Below are 21,080 nucleotides of genomic sequence, written 5' to 3' on the forward strand. Positions count from 1 at the left end.
CCGACTCCCCGGGTACGCGTGCCGACTCGCTGAGCACGCGTGGCGACCCTTCGGGTACGCGAGCTGACCCGTCGGGTACGGGGCGACTTTCCGGGGAGGTGAGATACCGGCTGAGCGCGAGGTGGCGGTGTGGGTGCGTGGCAGGTTGTGTGGCGGGTGGGATTTCGAGGTGGTGGGGGATTTTGTTGGGTGGGTCACTCGTTTGAGGGGCTCAGCAATGGGGTGAGTGGGGGACGGGGCTCCGCCGCATTTGGGCTGAGTGCGGTCCGTTAGAATTGCCGATTGTCCGCGGTGGCGGACCTTCTTCGTATGTTCAGTGTTTTTTCGGTGGCAGGAGGCCCCAAGTGTCCGAGTTCGGTCGACGTGACTCAGAGGATGAGGCGGCGTCAGGCCGGTCGGCTCGTCGCGACGCCGCCCCTCGTGGGAAGAGCGTAGGCGGCCCGCGGGGCGGCGCCAGGCAAGACCGTGGTGGACGGGACGGTGGCTATCAGGGCCGTCCGCGCCGCGATGACCGCGGTGACCGGGGTGGTTACCAGGGCAACCGGGCCGGCGGCCGTGATGGTGGCGGCTCGGGTGGCTATCAGGGCAACCGCTCCGGCGGTGGCGGTTTCAACAAGGACCGGGGCGACCGGCCCAGCGGTGGCTACCAGGGCAATCGGGACGACCGGCGTTCGTCCGGTGGTTACCAGGGCAACCGTGACGATGACCGCCGCTCCGGTGGCTACCAGGGGAACCGGAGCGATGACCGTCGCTCCTCGGGCGGTTACCAGGGCAACCGCGATGACGACCGTCGCTCCGGTGGGTACCAGGGCAACCGTGACGACAAGCGGTCCGGTGGCGGGTACCAGGGCAATCGGGATGACAAGCGGTCCGGTGGCTACCAGGGCAACCGTGACAACGATCGCCGATCCAGCGGTGGCGGTTACCAGGGCAACCGGTCCTCTTCGGACGATCGCCGTGGTGGCTACAACAAGGACAACCGCTCCGGCGGGTACCAGGGCAACCGCGACAACGATCGCCCCTCCTACAACAAGGACCGCGGCGACCGGCCGTCGTACAACCGGGACGACCGTCCGTCCTACAACAAGGACCGGGGCGACCGGCCCAGCTACAACCGCGATGACCGGCCCAGCTACAACAAGGACCGTTCGGACCGCCCGTCCTACAGCAAGGATCGCGCCGAGCGGCCGTCGCACAACCGCGACGAGCGCCCGAGCTACAGCAAGGATCGCCCGTCGTACAACAAGGACGAGCGGCCGAGCTACAACAAGGACCGTGGCGACCGTCCGGCCTACAAGGACCGCGACAGCAAGCCCCGCTTCGAGCGCAAGGACGACCGTCCCTCCCGTGGCAACCGTGACGAGATGCGCGCGAAGCACTCGTCCCGTCCGCCGGGTCCCAAGGACGACGCCGAGCTCGCCAGGGAGCTTCTGCAGGCTCCCGAGCTGCCCGAGGGCATCGAGTTCTCGGACCTCGACGACGAGATCCGCCAGGACCTCCGCACGCTGCCCAAGGCGCTCGCGGAGACCGTCGGCAAGCACCTGGTCGCGGCCGGCGGCCTGATGGACTCCGACCCCGAGAAGGCGCTCGAGCACGTCAAGTACGCCAAGGCGAAGGCCTCCCGCGTGCCGGTCGTTCGCGAGGCGCTCGGGCTGGTCGCCTACCAGGCCGGTAACTGGTCCGAGGCGCTCTCCGAGCTGCGGGCCGTGCGGCGGATGACGCGCAGTGACGTGCACATCGCCGTCATCGCGGACTCCGAGCGGGCCATGGGGCGGCCGGAACGGGCGCTGGACCTCGCCAAGGAGGTCAACGCCGACTCGCTGCCCAAGGATGTGCAGGTCGAGCTGCGGATCGTGGCCGCTGGTGCGCGGCGGGACCTCGGGCAGCTGGATGCCGCCGTGGTCGCGCTGCAGACCGATGACCTGGTGCCGTCCAAGCGGGATCCGTGGAGCGCTCGCCTGTTCTACGCCTACGCCGACAACCTCGAGGCCGCCGGCCGGAAGGAAGACGCGCTGAAGTGGTTCCTCAACGCCGCCGAGGCCGATGAGGAAGACGAGACCGACGCCGCCGAGCGGGCCGCGGAGCTCGGCAGTGAGTGACGCCCTGCTCGCCGGGTACGACGCGGTGCTGTTCGACCTGGACGGCACCGTGTACCACGGCGCGCAGGTGATCGAGGGTGCCGTTGACGTGATCGCCGACATCCGCGCTCAGGGCGCGGCTGTCCGGTTCGTCACGAACAACGCCTCGAAGGCTCCCGAAGCCGTCGTCGAGCACCTCGGCGAACTCGGTATCGAGGCCGAGGCGCACGAGGTCAGCACCAGTGCGCAGGCGGGTGTCGCGCTGCTCAAGGAGCGTGTGCCCGCCGGCACGCACGTACTGGTCGTCGGCGCCGAGTCGCTGGCCGATGAGGTGCGCGACGCGGGCCTCGTGCCGGTGCGTGAGGCGAGCGAGGACGTCAAGGCCGTCATCCACGGGCATTCCCCCGACAACGGCTGGCGGATCCTTTCCGAGGCCACGCTCGCCATTCGCGCCGGTGCGCTGTGGGTGGCCACCAATGTGGACAAGACTTTGCCGAGTGAACGGGGCCTGCTGGTCGGCAACGGCTCGATGGTCGCCGCCGTGCGGTCGGCCACCGACCAGGAGCCGCTCGTCGCCGGGAAGCCGCAGCCAGGACAGTTCCTGGCCGCGGCGAAGGGCGCCGAACGGCCGTTGGTGGTCGGGGATCGGCTCGACACCGACATCGCGGGTGCCATCGCCGCGGACATGCCGGTGCTGTGCGTGCTCGGCGGGGTTTCCACGCCCGCCACGCTGGTCATGGCCATCCCCGAGGAACGGCCTCAGTTCATCGCGAGGGACCTCACGGGACTCCGTGAACCAGCCGAAACCCTGAAGGTCGGTCCCAGCGAGACGTGGACGGTCGACGTCCGTGACGAGCTGGTCGTGTCCGGTGACGGTGACGCGCTCGACCTGCTGCGGGCGCTGTGCCACGCGGCGTGGGAGTCGGGTGTGACGGGCGTCAGGCCCGACGGGCAATCGGCCAGCCGCACGCTGGCCGAACTCGGTATCGGCTAGCGTGACGGGGTGCATCCGCAACACACGCCGTACCCGCGGCCGATGCCGGGACCACCGCCGTCCCGGCCGGTCGAAGCGGACCAGACAGAGCCTCAGGACACGGATCCGCGCGCGGGCATCGACGAAGCCGTGAGCGCGCTCGACGAGCTGGACAGGCTGCCGCTGTCCGAGCACGTCGAGCGGTTCGACGCCGTGCACACCGAGCTCACCGTCGCGCTGTCCAGCATCGACAAGGTCTGAGCCCATGCCCCGCAGGGCCCGCCTCGACGCGGAACTCGTCCGGCGCGGCCTGGCCCGCTCGCGCGAACAGGCCTCGGCGCTCATCACCGGCGGCAAGGTGACCGTGCGCGGCATGGTCGCGAGCAAGCCCGCCACCGGCGTGGAATCCGACGCGCCCATCGTCGTCCGCGACGAGGACGACCCCGGCTGGGCCTCGCGCGGCGCGCACAAGCTGCTCGGCGCGCTGGAGGCCTTCGAAGGACTCACCGTCGAGGGCAAACGCTGTCTCGACGCCGGCGCGTCGACCGGCGGGTTCACCGATGTACTGCTCCGCAACGGCGCGTCCACGGTGATCGCCGCCGATGTCGGCCGCGGCCTGCTCGACTGGCGGCTGCGCACCGATGAGCGCGTCGTCGTCAAAGACAAGACCAACGTGCGGAGCGTGACTCCGGAGGACCTCGGCGGGCAGGTCGACCTGGTCGTCGGCGATCTCTCGTTCATCTCGCTCAAGCTCGTGCTGCCCGCGCTGGCCGCGTGCGCGAAACCCGGCGCCGACCTGGTGCCGATGGTCAAGCCGCAGTTCGAGATCGGCAAGGAACGTCTCGGCAGTGGCGGCGTGGTGCGCGATCCGGAACTGCGGGTCGAGACCGTGCTCGGCGTGCTGGCCGAGGCGGCGAAGCTCGGCCTCGGGTTCCGGGGCGTCACCGCAAGCCCGTTGCCGGGACCGTCCGGCAACGTCGAATACTTCATCTGGTTGCGCCAGGACCCCGGGACGTCCACTGTGGACAACGTGGACATCGAGGCACAGGTGCGGACGGCCGTCCTGGAGGGCCCGCAGTGAACGCCGACCGTGAAGTGCTGCTCGTCGTGCACCCCGACTACGACACCACCCGCTCCGCCGCGCGCGAGGTGTCCGCGAAGTTCTCCAAGGCGGGCATCCGGCTGCGGGTGCTCGACAAGGAGGTCCGCGACCTCATCGAGCCGAACCAGGGGCTCGGCTCGCCGTGCCTGGTCGTCGCGCCCGAGGAGGACCCGGCGGAGGGCACCGAGCTGGTGTTCGTGCTCGGCGGCGACGGGACGCTCCTGCGTGCGGCCGAGCTGGCCCGCCCGCACGGGGTGCCGGTGCTCGGCGTGAACCTCGGGCGTGTCGGGTTCCTGGCCGAGGCGGACTTCGACAAGCTCGAAGACACCATGCAGCGCGTGGTCGAGCGCAACTACCGCGTCGAAGAGCGGATGACCATCGACGTCACCGCCACCTGCGACGGCGAGGTCATCGCCGAGACCTGGGCGCTGAACGAGGCGAGCGTCGAGAAGAGCAGCCGTGACCGCGTGCTGGACGCGCTGATCGAGGTCGACGGCAGGCCCGTGTCGGCGTTCGGCTGCGACGGCGTGCTGTGCGCGACGCCGACCGGCTCGACCGCGTACGCGTTCTCCGCTGGCGGCCCGATCATCTGGCCGGACGTGCAGGCGCTGCTGGTCGTGCCGAGCAACGCGCACGCCATGTTCGCGCGGCCGCTCGTGGTGTCCAAGGACTCCGAGATCACCGTCGGCATCGATCCCGACGGGTCGACCGCGGTGCTCACCTGCGACGGCTCCCGGCACTTCGACCTGCCTGCCGGAACCCGGATCCAGGTGGTCAGCGGCCGGGTCCCGGTGCGGCTGGTCAGGCTGTGGGACGGGCCGTTCACGGACCGGCTGGTGCAGAAGTTCGCGCTGCCGGTGAAGAGCTGGCGTGAGCGACACGCCCGGGGCGCCGAATAGAACAAGTGTTTGAATGCGCCGTTCACCGCGCTTTCTCGTGGTTTCGGCGCCAAAAGGCCCCCTGTGCTGCGCGAAGCCGATGGGTGGGCGACTACGGTGGTGCCCGTGCTTGCCGAGATGCGCATCCAGGGCCTCGGAGTGATCGAGGACGCCCTGCTGGAGTTCCACCCGGGTTTCACCGTGGTCACCGGGGAGACCGGCGCAGGGAAGACCATGGTCGTGACCGGGCTGCACCTGCTCTCCGGAGGCCGGGCCGAGGCGTCGAAGGTGCGCGTCGGCACGAACAAGGCCACCGTCGAGGGCCGGTTCATCCTGGTCGGGGCCGATGGCGCCAAGGAGATCGTCGCCGACTCCGGCGCTGACGTCGACGAGGACGGCAGCGTGATCGCGCTGCGCTCGGTCGCCGCCGACGGGCGTTCACGTGCCCACCTCGGCGGCCGCTCCGTGCCGGTCGGTGTGTTGTCCGACCTGTCGGAGCAGCTGCTCGCCGTGCACGGGCAGAACGACCAGCTGCGGCTGCTGCGCCCGTCCGAGCAGCGTGACGTGATCGACCGGTTCGCCGGGGTCGCCGTCGCCGACCCGCTCGCCGCGTACCGCGAGGTCCGCGAGGACTGGCTGGCCGTGGTCAACGAGCTCAACGAGCGCACCAGCCGGTCGCGTGAGCTCGCGCAGCAGGCCGACATGCTCAAGCTCGGGCTCAGCGAGATCGAGGCGGTCAGCCCCGAGCCCGGCGAGGACAACGAGCTCACCGAGAAGATCAAGCGGATGGCCGCCGTCGACGAGCTGCGCGAGTCCGCCGCAGGCGCGCAGGCCGCCGTCTCGGGTGCCGCCGACGGTGACCCGGACGTGGTGAGCGCGCTCGCGCTGATCGCCGAGGCGCGGCGCCGGGTCAGCAGTTCCGAGGACCCGATCCTGCGTGACATGGAGCCGCGGCTCGCCGAGGCGGCCGTGCTGCTGTCCGATGTGGGCACTGAACTCACCGGCTACCTCGACGGGCTCGACGCCGACCCGGCGTTGCTGGAGAAGGTGCTCGCCCGCCAGGCCGACCTGAAGCGGCTGACGCGCAAGTACGCGGCCGATGTGGACGGTGTGCTCGCGTGGGCCGAGGACGCCCGCGCGCGGTTGTCCACAATGGATACGTCGGAGGAGGCGCTCGCCGCGCTCGCCGACCGCCGCGACGAGCTGGCCGCGGAGCTGGCCGAGCACGCGGCGACGCTGTCGGCCGCGCGTGCGCTGGCCGCCACCGAGCTGGCCGAGGCGATCACCTCGGAGATGTCCGGGCTCGCCATGGGACAGGCCGAAATCGAGGTCACCGTGCAGCGGCGGCCCGCCGAGGCCAACGACCCGTACGCGCTCAAGGTCTTCGACACGATGGTGCACGCGGGCACCGACGGCGTCGACGAGGTCGAGCTGCTGCTGCGCGCGCACAACGGCGCGCCGTCGCTGCCGGTGCACAAGGCGGCGTCCGGCGGTGAGCTTTCGCGCGTCATGCTGGCGATCGAGGTCGTGCTCGCGCACGCCGACACCACGCCGACGCTGGTGTTCGACGAGGTCGACGCCGGGGTCGGCGGCCGGGCCGCGGTCGAGATCGGCCGCCGGCTGGCGCGGCTCGCGCGCAGTCACCAGGTCCTGGTCGTCACGCACCTGCCGCAGGTGGCCGCGTTCGCCGATCAGCATCTCGTGGTGGACAAGGGCACCTCCGGCGGCATCACCCGCAGTGGGGTGCGCGTGCTGGAGCAGTCGGAGCGGGTGATCGAACTCGCGCGCATGCTGGCCGGAATGGAAAGCACCGAAACCGGCCGCGCGCACGCGGAGGAACTACTCGCGGTCGCCGAGGCGGACAAGAGCGTGCCCGAGTCGTGGAAGGAATCACCCACCCGTACGGGTAAGAAGAAAGGCGCCACCGCGGGAAAACGTGGTAAATAGCCAGTTCACGAGCGGTAAGGGTCACGGTTAATTGTCCGTGGTCGCTTCGGCGTGGCGGACGCGTTCTCGCGTGTCACTTTGTCACCATCAGAAGCATGAAGCTCACCGGTCTGCTCGCCCGTAACTCCGAAACGCTGCCCGGGGTCACCGGAGTGGCCCGTGTCGATCGCCGTACCCGCGAACTGCTCCGCCGCATCGGCGCAGGTGACATCGTCGTGCTCGACCAGATCGACCTGGACCGGTCGACGGCCGACGCGCTCGTCGACGCCGAGGTCGCGGCCGTGGTCAACGCCGCGCCTTCCATTTCGGGACGCTTTCCCAATCTGGGGCCGGAAATCCTGCTCGCGGCGGGCATTCCGCTGATCGACTCGGTGGGCAGTGAGCTGCTGCGCCGGGTGAAGGACGGCACGAAACTGCGCGTGCTCGACGGCGTGGTTTATGCGGGTGACCGCGAGATCGCGAAGGGTTTCGAGCAGACCGCGGAAAGCGTCGCCGATCTGATGATCGAGGCGAAAGCGGGGATGTCCACCCAGCTGGAAGCCTTCTCCGCGAACACCATCGAATTCCTGCGCCGTGAGCGCACGCTGATCCTCGACGGCGTCGGCGTGCCCGAGCTGCGGGTGCCGCTCAAGGAGCGTCACGTGCTCGTGGTCGCGCCGGGCAACGGGCACGCCGAGGACCTGAAGAAGCTCAAGAAGTACATCTCCGAGCACCGCCCGGTGCTGGTCGGGGTCGACGCCGGCGCGGACACCCTGCGCGCGCAGGGCTACCGGCCGGACATCATCGTCGGCGACCCGCAGGGCATCGGCGCGGACACGCTGCGCGCCGGCTCGGAGGTCGTCGTCCCCGCGCAGCCGGACGGGCACGCGCCCGGCCTGGAACGCATCCAGGACCTCGGCATCGGCGCGGTCACCTTCCCCGCGTCCGGCAACGCGGAAGACCTCGCGCTGCTGCTCGCCGACGCACACGACGCGTCGCTCGTGGTCACCGTCGGATTCCAGGCCACCCTGCGCGAATTCCTCGACCAGGGCCGCTCTGGCTCCAACCCGTCCACCTTCCTCACCAGGCTCAAGCTCGGCACCAAGCTCGTCGACGGCAAGGCGGTGGCCACGTTGCACCGCAGCCGCGTCTCGATCGGCGCCATCGTGCTGCTCGTGCTCGCCGCCATCGTGGTGGTCGTCGCCGCGCTGCTCGTCTCCGACGTCGGGTCGGTCTATCTCGACTGGGTGCGCGACACCTGGAACTCGTTCACCAGCTGGGTCAAGGGGCTCTTCACGTGATTTCTCTGCGGTACCACGTCGTTTCCATCGCTGCCTGCTTCCTGGCGCTCGCCGTCGGCGTCGTGCTCGGCTCCACCGCGCTGAACGGCTCGCTGATGTCCGGCCTGTCGAACCAGAAGGACGACCTCGCCAAGCAGGTGTCCGATTTGGAGAGTCAGCGCAACGCGGTGAACGCGCGCCTCGCCGACGCGGACGCCTTCGCGGGCTCGCAGGGCGCGCGCATCGTCGCGGGCCTGCTCGACAAGCGCTCGGTCGTGCTGGTGACCACAGAGGACGCCAAGCCCGCCGACCGCGACGCGCTCAAGCAGCTCATCGGCCAGTCGGGTGCCTCGGTCACCGGCGAGGTCCAGCTGACGGCGTCCTTTTCGGACCCGTCCAAATCGGACCAGCTCCGCCAGATCGTCACGCGCCTGCAGCCCGCAGGCGTCCAGTTCCCGACCGCACCCGACTCCGGGACGCTCGCAGGCGCCCTGCTCGGGTCCGTGCTGCAGCTGAACAAGGACACCGCGAAGCCGCAGTCGTCGCCCGAGGAGCTGACGGCGGCGCTGAGCGGACTGACCGACGGCGGTTTCGTGAAGGCGGCGGGCGACGTGAAGCCGGCGCAGCTGGCGGTCGTGCTGGTCGGTGCTCAGGCGACCGGCGACGGCGCGGGCGACAAGGCGGCGACCATCGCCCGCTTCGCGACACAGCTCGACCGCTCGGGCGCGGGAGCGGTTCTGGCCGGTGTGCCGGGCTCCGCCGACGGCACCGGCGCCATTGGCGTCGTACGGGCGGACACCTCGGCCACGTCGATCCTGTCCACTGTGGACAACGTCGACACCTCCGCAGGCAGGATCACGACCGTGCTCGCGCTGCGCGAGCAACTCGAAGGAGCTTCGGGCCGCTACGGCCTGGCGGGCAACGCTCAGGGGCCCGCTCCGGGCGTCAAGCAGCCCGGGTCGTGAAAGCCCGAAAGTGGCTTTCGTCAGGTGTTATCTGACGAAAGCCACTTTCGGGGTTTGAAGACCGGGTCAGGCGGTGAGCATCGAGGACCAGGCGTCGACGAAGCCGGGGAAGGTTTTGCCGACTGTGGCGGGGTTTTCGACGTCGACGCCGGGGATGCGGAGGCCGAGCACGGCGCCCGCCATGACCAGGCGGTGGTCGTCGTAGGTGTGGAAGACGCCCGCGGTCATCGGGGCCGGGGTGATGCGCAAGCCGTCCTCGGTGTCCTTGACGTCGGCGCCCAGGCCGGACAGCTCGGCGGCCAGTGCGGCGAGGCGGTCGGTCTCGTGGCCGCGCAGGTGGGCGACGCCGGTGATGACCGACGGGCTGTCCGCGAAGCACAGGAGCGAGGCGATGACCGGGGTGAGCTCGCCGACCTCGTGCAGGTCCAGTGTCGCGCCCGAGAACGAGCCGCCGCCGGCGACCGTCAGGCCGTCGTCGTCGAGTGAGACCGAGGCGCCGAGCTGGGTGACCAGGCCGCGCAGGTAGTCGCCGGGCTGGGTCGTCGAGGACGGCCAGCCTTCGATGCGGACCTTGCCGCCGGTCAGCAGCGGGGCGACGACGAACGGCGCGGCCGTCGAGAGGTCGGGCTCGACCGTGTAGACCGGGCAGGACAGGCGCGCGGGCGGGACGTGGAACTCGACGCCGTCGCGGTCCACTGTGGCGCCGAAGCGGCGGAGCATGTCGAGCGTCATCGCGATGTGCGGCTCGCTCGGCGGGTTGCCGCCGACCAGGCGCACGGTGACACCCTTTTCGGTCGCCGGCGCGGCCAGCAGCAGCGCCGAGAGGAACTGGCTGGACGCGGACGAGTCCAGGTCGACACGGCCGCCGGGGAGGCCGCCGTGGCCGCGGACGGTGAACGGGGGCGCGGCGCGGCCGTCGTCGTCGATGTCGGCGCCGAGGTCACGCAGCGCCTGCAGGAGCGGGCCGATCGGGCGGCGGCGGATGGCCTCGTCGCCGTCGAAGAGCACGGGGGAGGAGCCGAGGGTGGCGAGCGCCGGGGTGAAGCGGGCGACCGTGCCCGCGTTGCCCAGCACCACGTCCACGGTCTCTTCGACGTGGATCCTGGCGGGGTTGAGCGGATGCACCAGGTAGCCGCCGCCTGGCGTCTCCTCGGAGCGGGCGCCGAGCGCGGCGAGCGCGCCCAGCATCAGCCTGGCGTCGCGGGAGTCGAGTGGCGCGCGCACGCGCGTGGGCGCGGTCGCGAGCGCCGAGAGCACATAGGCGCGGTTGGTGATCGATTTCGAACCGGGGACGCGGACCACCGCGTCCAGCGGAGCCTCGGCGACCGGGGCGGTCCAGCTGTCTTCGTCCGTCACGCCGGAGATCCTAGTGGACACGCCCAGAGAGATTTCCACTCGTTTGGCGGTTACCGGCGTGGCCATCGCGCGCCACGGCGGACGTGAGATAGGGTGGAAGCCCGTGGGACTTCAGTCGCGGGCTACCAAGTATGTCTTTGTCACCGGAGGCGTTGCCTCCTCTCTGGGTAAGGGACTCACGGCTTCGAGCCTGGGTCAGCTCCTTACCGCACGTGGGCTCCGGGTCACGATGCAGAAGCTCGATCCTTACCTGAACGTGGATCCGGGCACGATGAACCCGTTCCAGCACGGCGAGGTCTTCGTCACCGAGGACGGCGCCGAGACCGACCTCGACATCGGGCACTACGAGCGCTTCCTCGACCGCGACCTCGACGGCAAGGCCAACGTCACGACCGGCCAGGTCTACTCCGAAGTGATCGCCAAGGAGCGGCGCGGGGAGTACCTCGGTGACACTGTGCAGGTCATCCCGCACATCACCGACGAGATCAAGTCGCGGATCATGGCGGCGGCCGAGGCCAATGTTTCAGTGGGTCAGGCGCCGGACGTGGGCGACCCCAAGGCCGATGTGTCGGGTCAGGCGCCGGACGTGGTGATCACCGAGGTCGGCGGCACGGTCGGCGACATCGAGTCGCTGCCGTTCCTCGAGGCGTGCCGCCAGGTCCGCCACGACGTCGGCCGGGATCACTGCTTCTTCCTGCACGTCTCGCTGGTGCCGTACCTGGCGCCGTCGGGCGAGCTGAAGACGAAGCCGACCCAGCACTCCGTCGCGGCGCTGCGCAACATCGGCATCCAGCCGGACGCGCTGGTCTGCCGGGCCGACCGTGAGCTGCCGGAGGATCTCAAGCGCAAGATCGGCCTGATGTGCGACGTCGACACCGACGCCGTCATCGCCTGCCCTGACGCGCCGTCCATCTACGACATTCCCAAGGTGCTGCACGGCGAGGCGCTCGACGCCTACGTCGTCCGCCGCCTGGGACTGCCGTTCCGTGACGTCGACTGGACGGTGTGGGGCGACCTGCTCAGCCGGGTGCACAACCCGTCGGAGACCGTCCGGGTCGCCGTCGTCGGCAAGTACATCGACCTGCCGGACGCGTACCTCTCGGTCACCGAGGCGCTGCGCGCGGGCGGGTTCGCCAACCGGGCGAAGGTCGAGATCGTCTGGGTCGCCTCGGACGACCTGCAGACCAAGGCGGGCGCGGCGGCCGCACTGTCCACCGTGGACGGTGTGCTGATCCCCGGCGGGTTCGGCATCCGCGGCATCGAGGGCAAGCTCGGCGCCGTCGAGTTCGCCCGCACGCGCGGCATCCCGACGCTGGGCCTGTGCCTCGGCCTGCAGTGCATGGTCATCGAGGGCGCGCGCAACCTGGCCGGCCTGGAGAACGCGGGCTCGACCGAGTTCGACGAGAACACCGCGCACCCGGTCATCTCGACGATGGCCGACCAGCTCGACGTCGTCGCGGGCGAGCGGGACATGGGCGGCACCATGCGCCTCGGCGCGTACCCGGCGAAGCTCAAGGCGGGCTCCCAGGTCGCGAAGGCGTACGGGTCGACCGAGGTCTCCGAGCGCCACCGGCACCGCTACGAGGTCAACAACGCCTACCGCAAGCGCCTTTCCGACGCCGGTCTGGTGTTCTCGGGCACCTCGCCGGACGACCGCCTGGTCGAGTTCGTCGAGCTGCCCGCGGACGTGCACCCGTTCTTCGTCGGCACGCAGGCGCACCCGGAGCTGAAGAGCCGTCCGACCCGCCCGCACCCGCTGTTCGACGCGTTCGTGCAGGCCGTCGTCGCGTACCGGACCGCCGAGCGGCTGCCGGTCGAGCTGCCGGAGACCCCGGTGGCCGCCCGATGACCGAGCCCGGCACGCACGAGTTCACCGTGGAGTCCACAAGGGACATCCACATCGGACGCGTGGTCGGCATGCGGGTCGACGAGGTCCGCATGCCGGGTGGCTCGACCGCGAAGCGCGAGGTCGTCGAGCACCTCGGCGCGGTCGCGGTCGTCGCGCTGGACGCCGACGGCAACGTCACGCTGATCCACCAGTACCGGCACCCGCTCGGGCACCGGCTGTGGGAACTGCCCGCAGGCTTGATCGACAAGCTGGGGGAGGACCCCGTCGAGGCGGCCAAGCGCGAGCTGGTCGAGGAGGTCGGCCTCGGCGCCGAAAAGTGGGAGACCCTCGTCGACGTCGCCGCGTCGCCGGGGTTCACCGACGAGGTGGTCCGCGTCTACCTGGCCCGCGAACTGTCCGAAGTGGACAGGGACGTGCTCGGCGACGAGGAAGCCGATCTGGTGGTGCACAAGGTCCCGCTGGCCGAAGCCGTCCGGATGGCGCTCTCGGGTGAGCTCGTCAACGGCGCGACCGTGAGCGGCGTGCTGGCGGCCCACACGGTCATCAGCGGCTACGGCCAGGCCCGCCCCGCCGACGCGCCGTGGGAAGACCGCCCCACCCGCTTCGCCTCCCGAGGCCTCTGACTGTAGTTGCCCGAATGCGTCTTTCGGTCCTTGCCAGGGACCGAAAGACGCATTCGGGACCTGCCAGGGACCGAAAGACGCATTCGGGACCTGCCAGGGACCGAAGGACGCATTGGGATAAAAACCGTCAGTCGCGGAGGCGGCGGCCGAAGGGGTCGGTGCCGCCGTTGGCGATGAGCAGGATCCCGTCGATGAACGGCCAGATCGCGCCGATGCCGAAGGTGAACAGGGTGACCAGCAGCTGGGCGACCGCGATGCCCGTGTGGCCCGTGTAGAACCGGCCGGTCCCGAACGGGAAGATGATCTGCAGCACGCCCGCGACCAGCTTGGACTTGGGCGAGTACAGCGCCGGGGGCGGCGGAGCCCAGTGCGGCGCCGGCATCGAGCCAAGCGGCGGCGGCGCGTAGGCGGGCTGGGCGAACGTCATCGGCGGGAGCAGGAAGACCGGCTTCGGCGCGGGCAGGTCGTCGAAGAGCGGACGCAGGTCCGCTCGGGTCTTCGCGTCGAGCACGCCGGTCACCCGGGTCTCGTATTCCTCCGTGCTGAGCCGCCCCTCGGCGAAGTGATCGCTCAGCACCTTCATCGCCTCTTCTCGTTCGGCGGTGCCGATGCGGAGGTTCTCCGGTTCCGGTGCGGTGGACATGCCCTGAACGGTAGCCCGAAACGCGCGCGGCAGGGCCTAGAGTGTCGACCGTGGCAAAGGCGGGCACCACCGGTGTGGCCGACGTCGTGGCGGCGTATCTCGATCATCTGACGGTCGAGCGTGGCACGGCGCGCAACACCCTGGACAGCTACGCGCGCGACCTCCGCCGGTACACCGGGCACCTCGAGTCGACCGGGGTCACGGACTTCGCCGACGTCACTTCGGAGCAGGTCAGCGCCTTCGGGATGGCGCTGCGCGAGGGTGACGAGGAGCATCAGCCGCTCGCCGCGTCCTCGGCCGCGCGGGCGCTGGTCGCGGTGCGCGGGCTGCACAAGTTCGCGCACGCCGACGGCATCACCGAACACGACCCGGCCCGCGAGGTGCGCCCGCCGTCGCCCGCGAAACGGCTGCCCAAAGCGTTACCGGTCGGCGATGTTCTCCGGCTGCTCGACACCCCGCCTGCCGAGGGCGAGCGCTCGCTGCGGGATCGGGCGCTGCTGGAACTGCTCTACTCGAGCGGCGCGCGCATCTCCGAGGCCGTCGGGCTCGACATCGACGACATCGACGCCGAGGAACGCACCGTGCTGCTCGACGGCAAAGGAGGCAAGCAGCGGCTGGTGCCCATCGGCAGGCCCGCCGTCGAAGCGCTGCACGCCTATCTCGTCCGTGCCCGCCCGGAGCTGGCCAGACGCGGCCGCGGCACGGCGGCGGTATTCCTCAACGCCCGCGGCTCCAGGCTCTCGCGGCAGAGCGCTTGGCAGGTTCTCAAGGACACCGCCGAGCTGGCGGGCATCTCCGCGAGCGTCTCACCGCACACGTTGCGGCACTCGTTCGCCACGCATCTGCTGGAGGGCGGCGCGGATGTCCGGGTCGTCCAGGAGCTGCTGGGACACGCCTCGGTGACCACCACGCAGGTCTACACGCTGGTCACCGTGAACACCCTGCGTGAGGTTTACGCGACCGCTCATCCGCGTGCACTCGGGTGACTAACTCGGTCTTGGCCCGGCGTGCCTCGTTGGCGGTCGCCGATATCCGCGCATAGTCTTCGGGAGACCTCGGTAAAAGGAGCTTTCGCGCCATGTCGACACCGAACCAGCCGGGAAGACCGGCCGCGTCCGCCGGCTCGGCAGCGGCTTCGCTGAGCCAGGTCACCATCGCCACCGAAGGCAAACGCGACACCGACTACGACCCTGAAAACGAGACCCAAGCCATCGCCGCGCAACTCCGAAACAACCGACCACAGGACAAACACGGGAACGGCCCGACCGGCCGTCCGTACCGGGAGCTCCCGGAGCCGCCGCCGCTGGAACGTCATGGTCCGGCCAAGGTGATGGCGATGTGCAACCAGAAGGGCGGCGTCGGCAAGACCACCTCGACGATCAACCTCGGTGCCGCGCTCGCCGAGTGCGGCCGCAAGGTGCTGCTCGTGGACTTCGACCCGCAGGGCGCACTCTCGGTCGGCCTCGGCATCCAGCCCCATGAGCTGGACCAGACCGTCTACAACGTGATCATGGAGCGGTCCGTCTCCATCACCGACGTCATCCGCAAGACCCGCGTCGACTACGTCGACCTGCTGCCGAGCAACATCGACCTGTCCGCCGCCGAGGTCCAGCTCGTCGCTGAGGTAGGACGCGAACACACATTGTTAAGGGTCCTTCGTCCGGTGATGGAGGACTACGACTATGTTCTTGTCGACTGCCAGCCCTCGCTCGGCTTGCTGACGGTGAACGCGCTGACCGCTGCGGACGGCGTGATCATCCCGCTTGAGTGCGAGTTCTTCAGTCTCCGTGGAGTCGCGCTGCTCATCGACACGATCGAAAAGGTGCAGGAGCGGCTCAACCCCAAACTGGACATCACCGGGATTCTCGCCACCATGTTCGATCCGAGAACCCTGCATTCGAAGGAGGTCATGGCGCGCGTGGTGGAGGCATTCGGGGAGACCGTGTTCGACACGGTCATCAACCGCACCGTGCGGTTCCCAGAAACCACTGTGGCTGGGGAGCCGATCACTACCTGGGCTCCCAAGTCCGCCGGCGCGGCGGCTTATCGCGCGCTGGCCCGCGAGGTGATCGCTCGGTGAGCAGGCGCGCATCCCTGCCCGGAGCGTCGGAACTGTTTCGGATCACGACCAGCACGACCAGCCCCGCACTCGATCTGCCTCCCGTCGAACGGCACGAGAAACCTGAGCCGCCGAAGAGCAACGGCAACGGCCACAGCCAGCAGCTGAACCGCGCCGCCGCACAGGGCTCCGGCCGCACCAAGCACGACGCGAAGATCACCGTGTACGTGTCCGGTGAAGAGCTGCTCGCGATGGAGCAGGCCAGGCTGAACCTGCGCGGCAAGCACAACCTCGTGCTCGACCGCGGACGGCTCGTACGTGAGGCGGTGGCCGTCCTGCTCGCCGACTTCGACGAGCACGGCGAGGAATCCGTGCTGGTCAAGCGGCTGCGGGCGGGCGGGACAGAGGACTGAGATGGACGAACCGGCAACGGAGGAGACGCCGGCGCCGGTCGAACAGATCCTCGTGCACGGGGGCATGGTCCCCGAAGAAGCAGCGTCGTCTGGCAAGTTCAAGGTGCACCTCGCGAACTTCGAGGGCCCGTTCGACCTGCTGCTGCAGCTGATCTCGCAACACCAGCTCGACGTCACCGAGGTCGCGCTGCACACCGTCACCGACGACTTCATCCGCTACACGCGGGCGCTGGGCGCGGACTGGAACCTCGACGAGGTGACCGAGTTCCTGGTCATCGCGGCAACACTGCTCGACCTCAAGGCCGCGCGGCTGCTGCCGTCGGCCGACGTCGAGGACGAGGACGACCTCGCGCTGCTCGAAGCGCGGGACCTGCTGTTCGCGCGGCTGCTGCAGTACCGCGCGTACAAGCAGGTCGCGGCGTTGTTCGGCGAGCTGGAGGCCAGCGCGCTGCGGCGGTATCCCCGCTCGGTCGCGCTGGAGGACCGCTACGTCGGGTTGCTGCCCGAGGTCATGCTCGGCGTCGACGCGGCGAAGTTCGGTGAGATCGCGCTCGCGGTGTTCCGGCCGAAGCCGCCGCCGACGGTCTCGCTGGACCACCTGCACATGGGCAAGGTCTCGGTGCGCGAGACCGCGGCGCTGCTGCGGCTCAAGCTCGCCGAGAAGGGCGAGGCCACCTTCGCCGAGCTGTGCGAGGACTGCGAGCACACGATCGAGCGGGTCGCGCGGTTCCTGGCGCTGCTGGAGCTGTACCGCGAAGCGACGGTGCAGTTCGACCAGCTCGAAGCGCTCGCCGAGTTGCGGGTGCGGTGGACCGGGGGTTCTGTCGAGGAAGCCGCTGCGGTGGGCGCGCAGGCCGCCGCCGTCGCGGAGGAAGAGGAGTACGGGTGACCACCCCCGAAGAGCACGCTGTGGACGAGCCGATCGCTGAGGAGGCTCCCGCCGAGGAGCCTTCAGAAGCTTCGGAAGCTGAGGAACCTTCCGAGGACGAGGGCGACGACGAGGGCATCGAGCCGATCGAGTTGCCCGAGCTCGACGACGAGGGACTCGAGGCCGTGCTGGAGTCGCTCCTGCTGGTCGTCGACTCGCCGATCAACGAAGAAGCGCTGGCCACGACGGTCGAACAGCCGGTCGCGCGGGTCACGGTCGCGCTGCGCACGATGGCCCAGAAGTTCACCGACCGGGGCAGCGGGATCGACCTGCGGCGAGCCGGTGAAGGCTGGCGTTTCTACACCAGGGACACTTATGCCCCGTACGTGGAAAAGCTGCTGCTCGACGGCCAGCGGTCCAAGCTCACCCGCGCCGCGCTGGAGAGCCTGGCGGTGATCGCCTACCGCCAGCCGGTGACCAGGGCGCGGGTGGCGGCGGTCCGTGGCGTGAACGTGGACGGGGTCATCCGGACACTGCTCGCGCGTGGTCTCATCGAGGAGGCCGGTACCGACCCGGACACGACTGGCACCCTGTACGTGACAACTGAACTGTTCTTGGAGCGACTCGGCCTGTCCTCACTGACGGACCTGCCCCCGATCGCCCCGTTGCTACCCGAAGTGGACACCATCGATGACATCTGACCCGCATCCAGAGGGCGTACGCCTGCAGAAGGTGCTTTCGCAGGCCGGAGTGGCCTCGCGCCGCGCCGCCGAAGACCTCATCGTGCGCGGGCGCGTCATGGTGGACGGCGAGGTGGTCACCGAGCTCGGCCGCCGCGTCGACCCGGTCAACGCGGTGATCCACGTCGACGGCACCCGCGTCAACCTGCGTGAGGACCTCGTCTACCTGGCGCTGAACAAGCCCAAGGGCGTGCACAGCACCATGAAGGACGACCGCGGCCGCCCGTGTGTCGGCGACTACCTGCGCGGGCGCTACGACGACGAGGGCGGCATCGTCCACGTCGGCAGGCTCGACGAGAACACCGAGGGCCTGCTGCTGCTGACCAACGACGGCGACCTCGGGCACCGGCTGATGCACCCGTCGTACCGGGTGCTCAAGACCTATCTGGCCGAAGTGGACGGTCTCGTCGCGCGCGGGCTCGGCAAGGACCTGCGCGCGGGTATCGAGCTGGGCGACGGGCCGATCAAGGTCGACCAGTTCCGGGTGAAGGACATGCACGCGGGCAACACGCTCGTCGAGCTGGTCATCCACGAGGGCCGCAAGCACATCGTGCGCAGGCTGATGGCCGAGGTCGGCCACCCCGTGCGCAAGCTGGTGCGCACCGCGATCGCCGACGTGCAGCTGGGCAACCAGCGGCCCGGTTCGATCCGGCGGCTGAACAAGGGCGAGGTCGGCGCGCTGTACCGCGCCGTCGAGCTGTAGTCGTGAGTGTTCCCGACGGTTCTCACCGTCGGGAACACGCACGACCGTCTTGGTGGGCTTCAGGCCAGCGCGATCGCCGTGGCGGCCCGCATTGGTTTAAATTTCATCTATTTCTCCTCAGGTTGAATTGTCCTGCGGACAAAGTAGATCGGCCCACTGTCACCGCCCTGTCGTTCAGGCGTCGCGGCACAGCCGATCGGCTCGCCTCGTCGTCTCCGGCTGCCGGTACTTCGGCGCCAGCCGCAGCACCTCGGCGCATGCCCGCTCCAGGCTGATCCGGTGTCCAACTGAGACGAAGACCGGCTTCACGCCGCGCTGCGTGCGCAGTGCGGCACCGACCGTTTCTCCCTTGTCCAGCAAGGGAGTGGTCGCGCCCCGCTCGTCGGGGGGAGTGTCGTAGCCGGTCATCGGCGTTTTCGCGACGCCGATCGTCGGGATGCCGGTGACCACGCCGAGATGGCACGCGAGGCCGAACCGGCGCGGATGCGCGAGCCCGTGTCCGTCGGCGATCAGCAAATCCGGCACAACGGTCAATTTCGCGATCGCCGCCAGCAATGGCGGAAGTTCGCGAAACGAGAACAGGCCGGGCACATAAGGGAATCGCACCGGCTCGATCGCCGTCGCGGACTCGATCTCGGTCAGCGAATCGGCGTCGAGCACGACCACCGCGGCCGCCACGTGATCGTCGCGGTAGTCGACGTCGAGACCCGCCACGGCGCGCGGCGCGAAGCCCGACGGCTCACGGGACTCGACCCGCGGCGCCAGTTCGAGCTGCCGCGCGATCGCCTCGGCTTCGGTCTTCGGCCACTGCATCCATTGAGCGTATCGAGGCCGATTACCCACTTTCCGCCCTACTGGGGTTGGTTGATCTCCCACCAATGTGGGTGACATGCGAGCTTCCGTAGCGGTGGTTTTGGCTTTGCTGTTCTCCATGGTGACCCCGGTAGTGGCGAGTGCCGCGCCGCAGGTCAGTGAGCCCGTTTACGACTTCGCCGGCGCCATTCGGGAGACCGTGTGGGTGAGCACCGGCCTTGATGGCGACGCCGACGGTCAACCCGATCGGGTGGCCGCCGACATCGTCCGCCCGAAGGAGCCCGCCGCACAGGGGATCAAGGTCCCGGTGATCATGGACGCGAGCCCGTACTACGCGTGCTGCGGCCGCGGCAACGAGAGCGAGCTCAAGACCTACGACAGCGCGGGCAGGCCGGTCGGCTTCCCGCTGTTCTACGACAACTTTTAGGGATAGGCCCTGACCTGCACTTATGTAGTTGTCGATCTTGTCAGGCCGTCGTCAGGCCGTGTCAGATTCGGAGGTCGTCCGGGTCCGGCGTGGCTTGAAAACCTTGTCGGCGGCGGCCCGTGCCCGGCGGTGGCTCGACGGAACGAGGTGCGTGTAGATCCGGAGGGTGTAACCGGGGTCGTGGTGCCCGAGGGACTCGGCGAGTTCCCGAATGGACACCATGGCGGCGAGGTTCGACGAGGCGTAGAAGTGGCGCATTCCGTGCATGCCGTCTCGCCGATCGGTGTAGACGAGTCCGGCCGTGCCGTATGCGGGCTTCCACACGTCGTTGGTGAAGTTCGCCCCGTCGATCACGTCGGCGACCGGACGACCCCGGTAGCGGTCGCGTTCCTTGACCTTGCGGATGAGCAGCCGGACAGATTCGGGACGCCCACCGGGTTCAAGCCACGGCAGCGTGACCGTCACGGGTTCGAAGTTCTCCATGTAGTCGTCGATCTCATCCAGGACCCCGCCGCCCATGGGCACCACGCGAGTCTTCCCACCCTTGGGAGGAGCGAACACGGGCGTGTTGTCAATCCAGCGGATCTGCCGCTGAACGTTGCACACCATTTCCTCCCGGTCGATGTCATCGGGGCTGAACCCGAAGATCTCCATTTGCCGAAGTCCCAGGCCCGCCCCGAGCGGTACGATAATCTTGTACGGCTCAGGAAGCGCAAGCTTCAGCATGTGGACCTGATTTTCCTTCCAGGGCACCACTTTCCGCTGTTCGGGCTTCGGGCGTTTGATGCTTTTCGCCTTGCACGGGTTCGCCCGGATCTTCTTATCGTCGAACGCGGCTTCCAGGATCGCTGACACGGTGTCGAACAGCACCGCCCGATACGACGCCGCCAGACCACGCCCACCCTCCGATTTCGGCCGTTCCAGCCAGTCCAGCCAATCCCGGATCGTGTCCGTCTTCCCTGCGACCTTCAGCGTTTTGTCGCCCAGGAAAGGGAAAATCGCCGTCCTAAGCTTGTTGGTCACGGTCTGGCGAGTCCCGGCGTCGGTCGACTGGCCTTTGCGCCACTGTGCCGTGTAGACACGAAACGTGATGTCCCCGGCGTCCGGATCGATGAAGTCTCCGGTGAGGACGTCGTTTTGCATCTGGTTCAGGAACGCGTTCGCCTGGGTCAGCTTCTTGTCCGGGAACGACTTGGATCGCTCCTTGCCGTCTTGGTCGTAGTAGTGGACCTTGTACCGGTCACCTTTGCCGAACAGTTCCGACTTCTCGCGGACCGGTCGACCACTCTCGGTGTAGACGAGTTTGCCGTCGACTTTCTTCTTCCGCCACCAGCGGTCTTGCACGTGCCCCTTCATGGGCCCTCCTTTCGTCTCTCAGCGGTCG

Annotated in this window: 20 protein-coding genes and 1 pseudogene; 17 read left to right on the top strand and 4 right to left on the bottom strand. The window is 69.1% G+C overall.

What is annotated here, in order from left to right:
• Window positions 1–344: 344 nt before the first annotated feature.
• From AB5J62_RS13955 to AB5J62_RS13990, 8 genes are all read left to right on the top strand, one after another.
• A complete protein-coding gene (locus tag AB5J62_RS13955) occupies window positions 345–2,099 on the top strand; it encodes a hypothetical protein (RefSeq protein ID WP_370948632.1) in 1,755 nt (584 codons plus the stop codon).
• Complete coding sequence (locus tag AB5J62_RS13960) at window positions 2,092–3,072, top strand: HAD-IIA family hydrolase (RefSeq protein WP_370948633.1); 981 nt, start codon at window positions 2,092–2,094, stop codon at window positions 3,070–3,072. The genes AB5J62_RS13955 and AB5J62_RS13960 overlap by 8 nt, the downstream gene beginning before the upstream one ends.
• Window positions 3,073–3,114: 42 nt before the next feature.
• A complete protein-coding gene (locus tag AB5J62_RS13965) occupies window positions 3,115–3,312 on the top strand; it encodes a hypothetical protein (RefSeq protein WP_370950258.1) in 198 nt (65 codons plus the stop codon).
• A gap of 4 nt (window positions 3,313–3,316) precedes the next feature.
• On the top strand, window positions 3,317–4,132 hold the full coding sequence (locus tag AB5J62_RS13970; RefSeq protein WP_370948634.1) for a TlyA family RNA methyltransferase: 816 nt from the start codon (window positions 3,317–3,319) through the stop codon (window positions 4,130–4,132).
• Window positions 4,129–5,052: an NAD kinase gene (locus AB5J62_RS13975; protein WP_370948635.1), complete on the top strand. Its 924-nt coding sequence runs from the start codon at window positions 4,129–4,131 to the stop codon at window positions 5,050–5,052. Before AB5J62_RS13970 ends, AB5J62_RS13975 begins: the two co-directional genes overlap by 4 nt.
• A 105-nt stretch (window positions 5,053–5,157) precedes the next feature.
• Window positions 5,158–6,978: a DNA repair protein RecN gene (gene recN, locus AB5J62_RS13980; protein WP_370948636.1), complete on the top strand. Its 1,821-nt coding sequence runs from the start codon at window positions 5,158–5,160 to the stop codon at window positions 6,976–6,978.
• Between the two features lie 95 nt (window positions 6,979–7,073).
• Entirely contained in the window at window positions 7,074–8,258 is a 1,185-nt protein-coding gene (gene steA / locus AB5J62_RS13985; RefSeq protein ID WP_370948637.1) for a putative cytokinetic ring protein SteA, read from the top strand.
• Window positions 8,255–9,202 (top strand): copper transporter, encoded by a 948-nt coding sequence (locus tag AB5J62_RS13990; RefSeq protein ID WP_370948638.1) that lies wholly within the window; start codon window positions 8,255–8,257, stop codon window positions 9,200–9,202. Before steA ends, AB5J62_RS13990 begins: the two co-directional genes overlap by 4 nt.
• Window positions 9,203–9,268: 66 nt before the next feature.
• Here AB5J62_RS13990 and aroA read toward each other — a convergent pair whose 3' ends face one another.
• Window positions 9,269–10,558, bottom strand: a complete 1,290-nt coding sequence (gene aroA / locus AB5J62_RS13995; RefSeq protein ID WP_370948639.1) for a 3-phosphoshikimate 1-carboxyvinyltransferase — start codon at window positions 10,556–10,558, stop codon at window positions 9,269–9,271.
• A gap of 103 nt (window positions 10,559–10,661) precedes the next feature.
• Between aroA and AB5J62_RS14000 the strand changes: the two genes are divergently transcribed.
• The gene (locus AB5J62_RS14000; protein ID WP_370948640.1) at window positions 10,662–12,407 is read left to right on the top strand and encodes a CTP synthase; all 1,746 of its coding nucleotides are present in this window, start codon (window positions 10,662–10,664) and stop codon (window positions 12,405–12,407) included.
• Entirely contained in the window at window positions 12,404–13,030 is a 627-nt protein-coding gene (locus tag AB5J62_RS14005; protein WP_370948641.1) for an NUDIX domain-containing protein, read from the top strand. Before AB5J62_RS14000 ends, AB5J62_RS14005 begins: the two co-directional genes overlap by 4 nt.
• Window positions 13,031–13,157: 127 nt before the next feature.
• On the opposite strand, the gene AB5J62_RS14010 is transcribed toward AB5J62_RS14005, so the two are convergent.
• Window positions 13,158–13,673, bottom strand: a complete 516-nt coding sequence (locus AB5J62_RS14010; protein WP_370948642.1) for a DUF1707 domain-containing protein — start codon at window positions 13,671–13,673, stop codon at window positions 13,158–13,160.
• Between the two features lie 50 nt (window positions 13,674–13,723).
• On the opposite strand from AB5J62_RS14010, the gene xerD reads away from it, so the two are divergent.
• The 6 genes from xerD (at window position 13,724) to AB5J62_RS14040 (ending at window position 18,456) form a co-directional block, all read left to right on the top strand.
• On the top strand, window positions 13,724–14,659 hold the full coding sequence (gene xerD, locus AB5J62_RS14015) for a site-specific tyrosine recombinase XerD (RefSeq protein WP_370948643.1): 936 nt from the start codon (window positions 13,724–13,726) through the stop codon (window positions 14,657–14,659).
• 92 nt (window positions 14,660–14,751) lie between these two features.
• Window positions 14,752–15,753 carry a ParA family protein gene (locus AB5J62_RS14020; RefSeq protein WP_370948644.1) on the top strand — a complete coding sequence of 334 codons (1,002 nt, stop codon included), beginning with the start codon at window positions 14,752–14,754 and terminating at the stop codon, window positions 15,751–15,753.
• Window positions 15,750–16,145 (top strand): cobyrinic acid a,c-diamide synthase, encoded by a 396-nt coding sequence (locus tag AB5J62_RS14025; RefSeq protein ID WP_370948645.1) that lies wholly within the window; start codon window positions 15,750–15,752, stop codon window positions 16,143–16,145. The genes AB5J62_RS14020 and AB5J62_RS14025 overlap by 4 nt, the downstream gene beginning before the upstream one ends.
• A 1-nt stretch (window position 16,146) precedes the next feature.
• On the top strand, window positions 16,147–17,034 hold the full coding sequence (locus tag AB5J62_RS14030; protein WP_370948646.1) for a ScpA family protein: 888 nt from the start codon (window positions 16,147–16,149) through the stop codon (window positions 17,032–17,034).
• Window positions 17,031–17,714 carry an SMC-Scp complex subunit ScpB gene (scpB, locus tag AB5J62_RS14035; protein ID WP_370948647.1) on the top strand — a complete coding sequence of 228 codons (684 nt, stop codon included), beginning with the start codon at window positions 17,031–17,033 and terminating at the stop codon, window positions 17,712–17,714. Before AB5J62_RS14030 ends, scpB begins: the two co-directional genes overlap by 4 nt.
• Window positions 17,704–18,456: a pseudouridine synthase gene (locus AB5J62_RS14040; protein ID WP_370948648.1), complete on the top strand. Its 753-nt coding sequence runs from the start codon at window positions 17,704–17,706 to the stop codon at window positions 18,454–18,456. Before scpB ends, AB5J62_RS14040 begins: the two co-directional genes overlap by 11 nt.
• Before the next feature lie 174 nt (window positions 18,457–18,630).
• Here the strand turns inward: AB5J62_RS14040 and AB5J62_RS14045 are convergent, their stop codons facing one another.
• Window positions 18,631–19,269 carry an endonuclease V gene (locus AB5J62_RS14045; RefSeq protein ID WP_370948649.1) on the bottom strand — a complete coding sequence of 213 codons (639 nt, stop codon included), beginning with the start codon at window positions 19,267–19,269 and terminating at the stop codon, window positions 18,631–18,633.
• 118 nt (window positions 19,270–19,387) lie between these two features.
• Between AB5J62_RS14045 and AB5J62_RS14050 the strand changes: the two are divergent.
• Window positions 19,388–19,693: pseudogene (locus AB5J62_RS14050) on the top strand (CocE/NonD family hydrolase); the annotation flags it as partial.
• 54 nt (window positions 19,694–19,747) lie between these two features.
• On the opposite strand, the gene AB5J62_RS14055 reads toward AB5J62_RS14050, so the two are convergent.
• The gene (locus AB5J62_RS14055; RefSeq protein WP_370948180.1) at window positions 19,748–21,052 is read right to left on the bottom strand and encodes a tyrosine-type recombinase/integrase; all 1,305 of its coding nucleotides are present in this window, start codon (window positions 21,050–21,052) and stop codon (window positions 19,748–19,750) included.
• Window positions 21,053–21,080: the final 28 nt, after the last annotated feature.

The sequence above is a fragment of the Amycolatopsis sp. cg5 genome, assembly GCF_041346955.1.
GTDB lineage: Bacteria > Actinomycetota > Actinomycetes > Mycobacteriales > Pseudonocardiaceae > Amycolatopsis.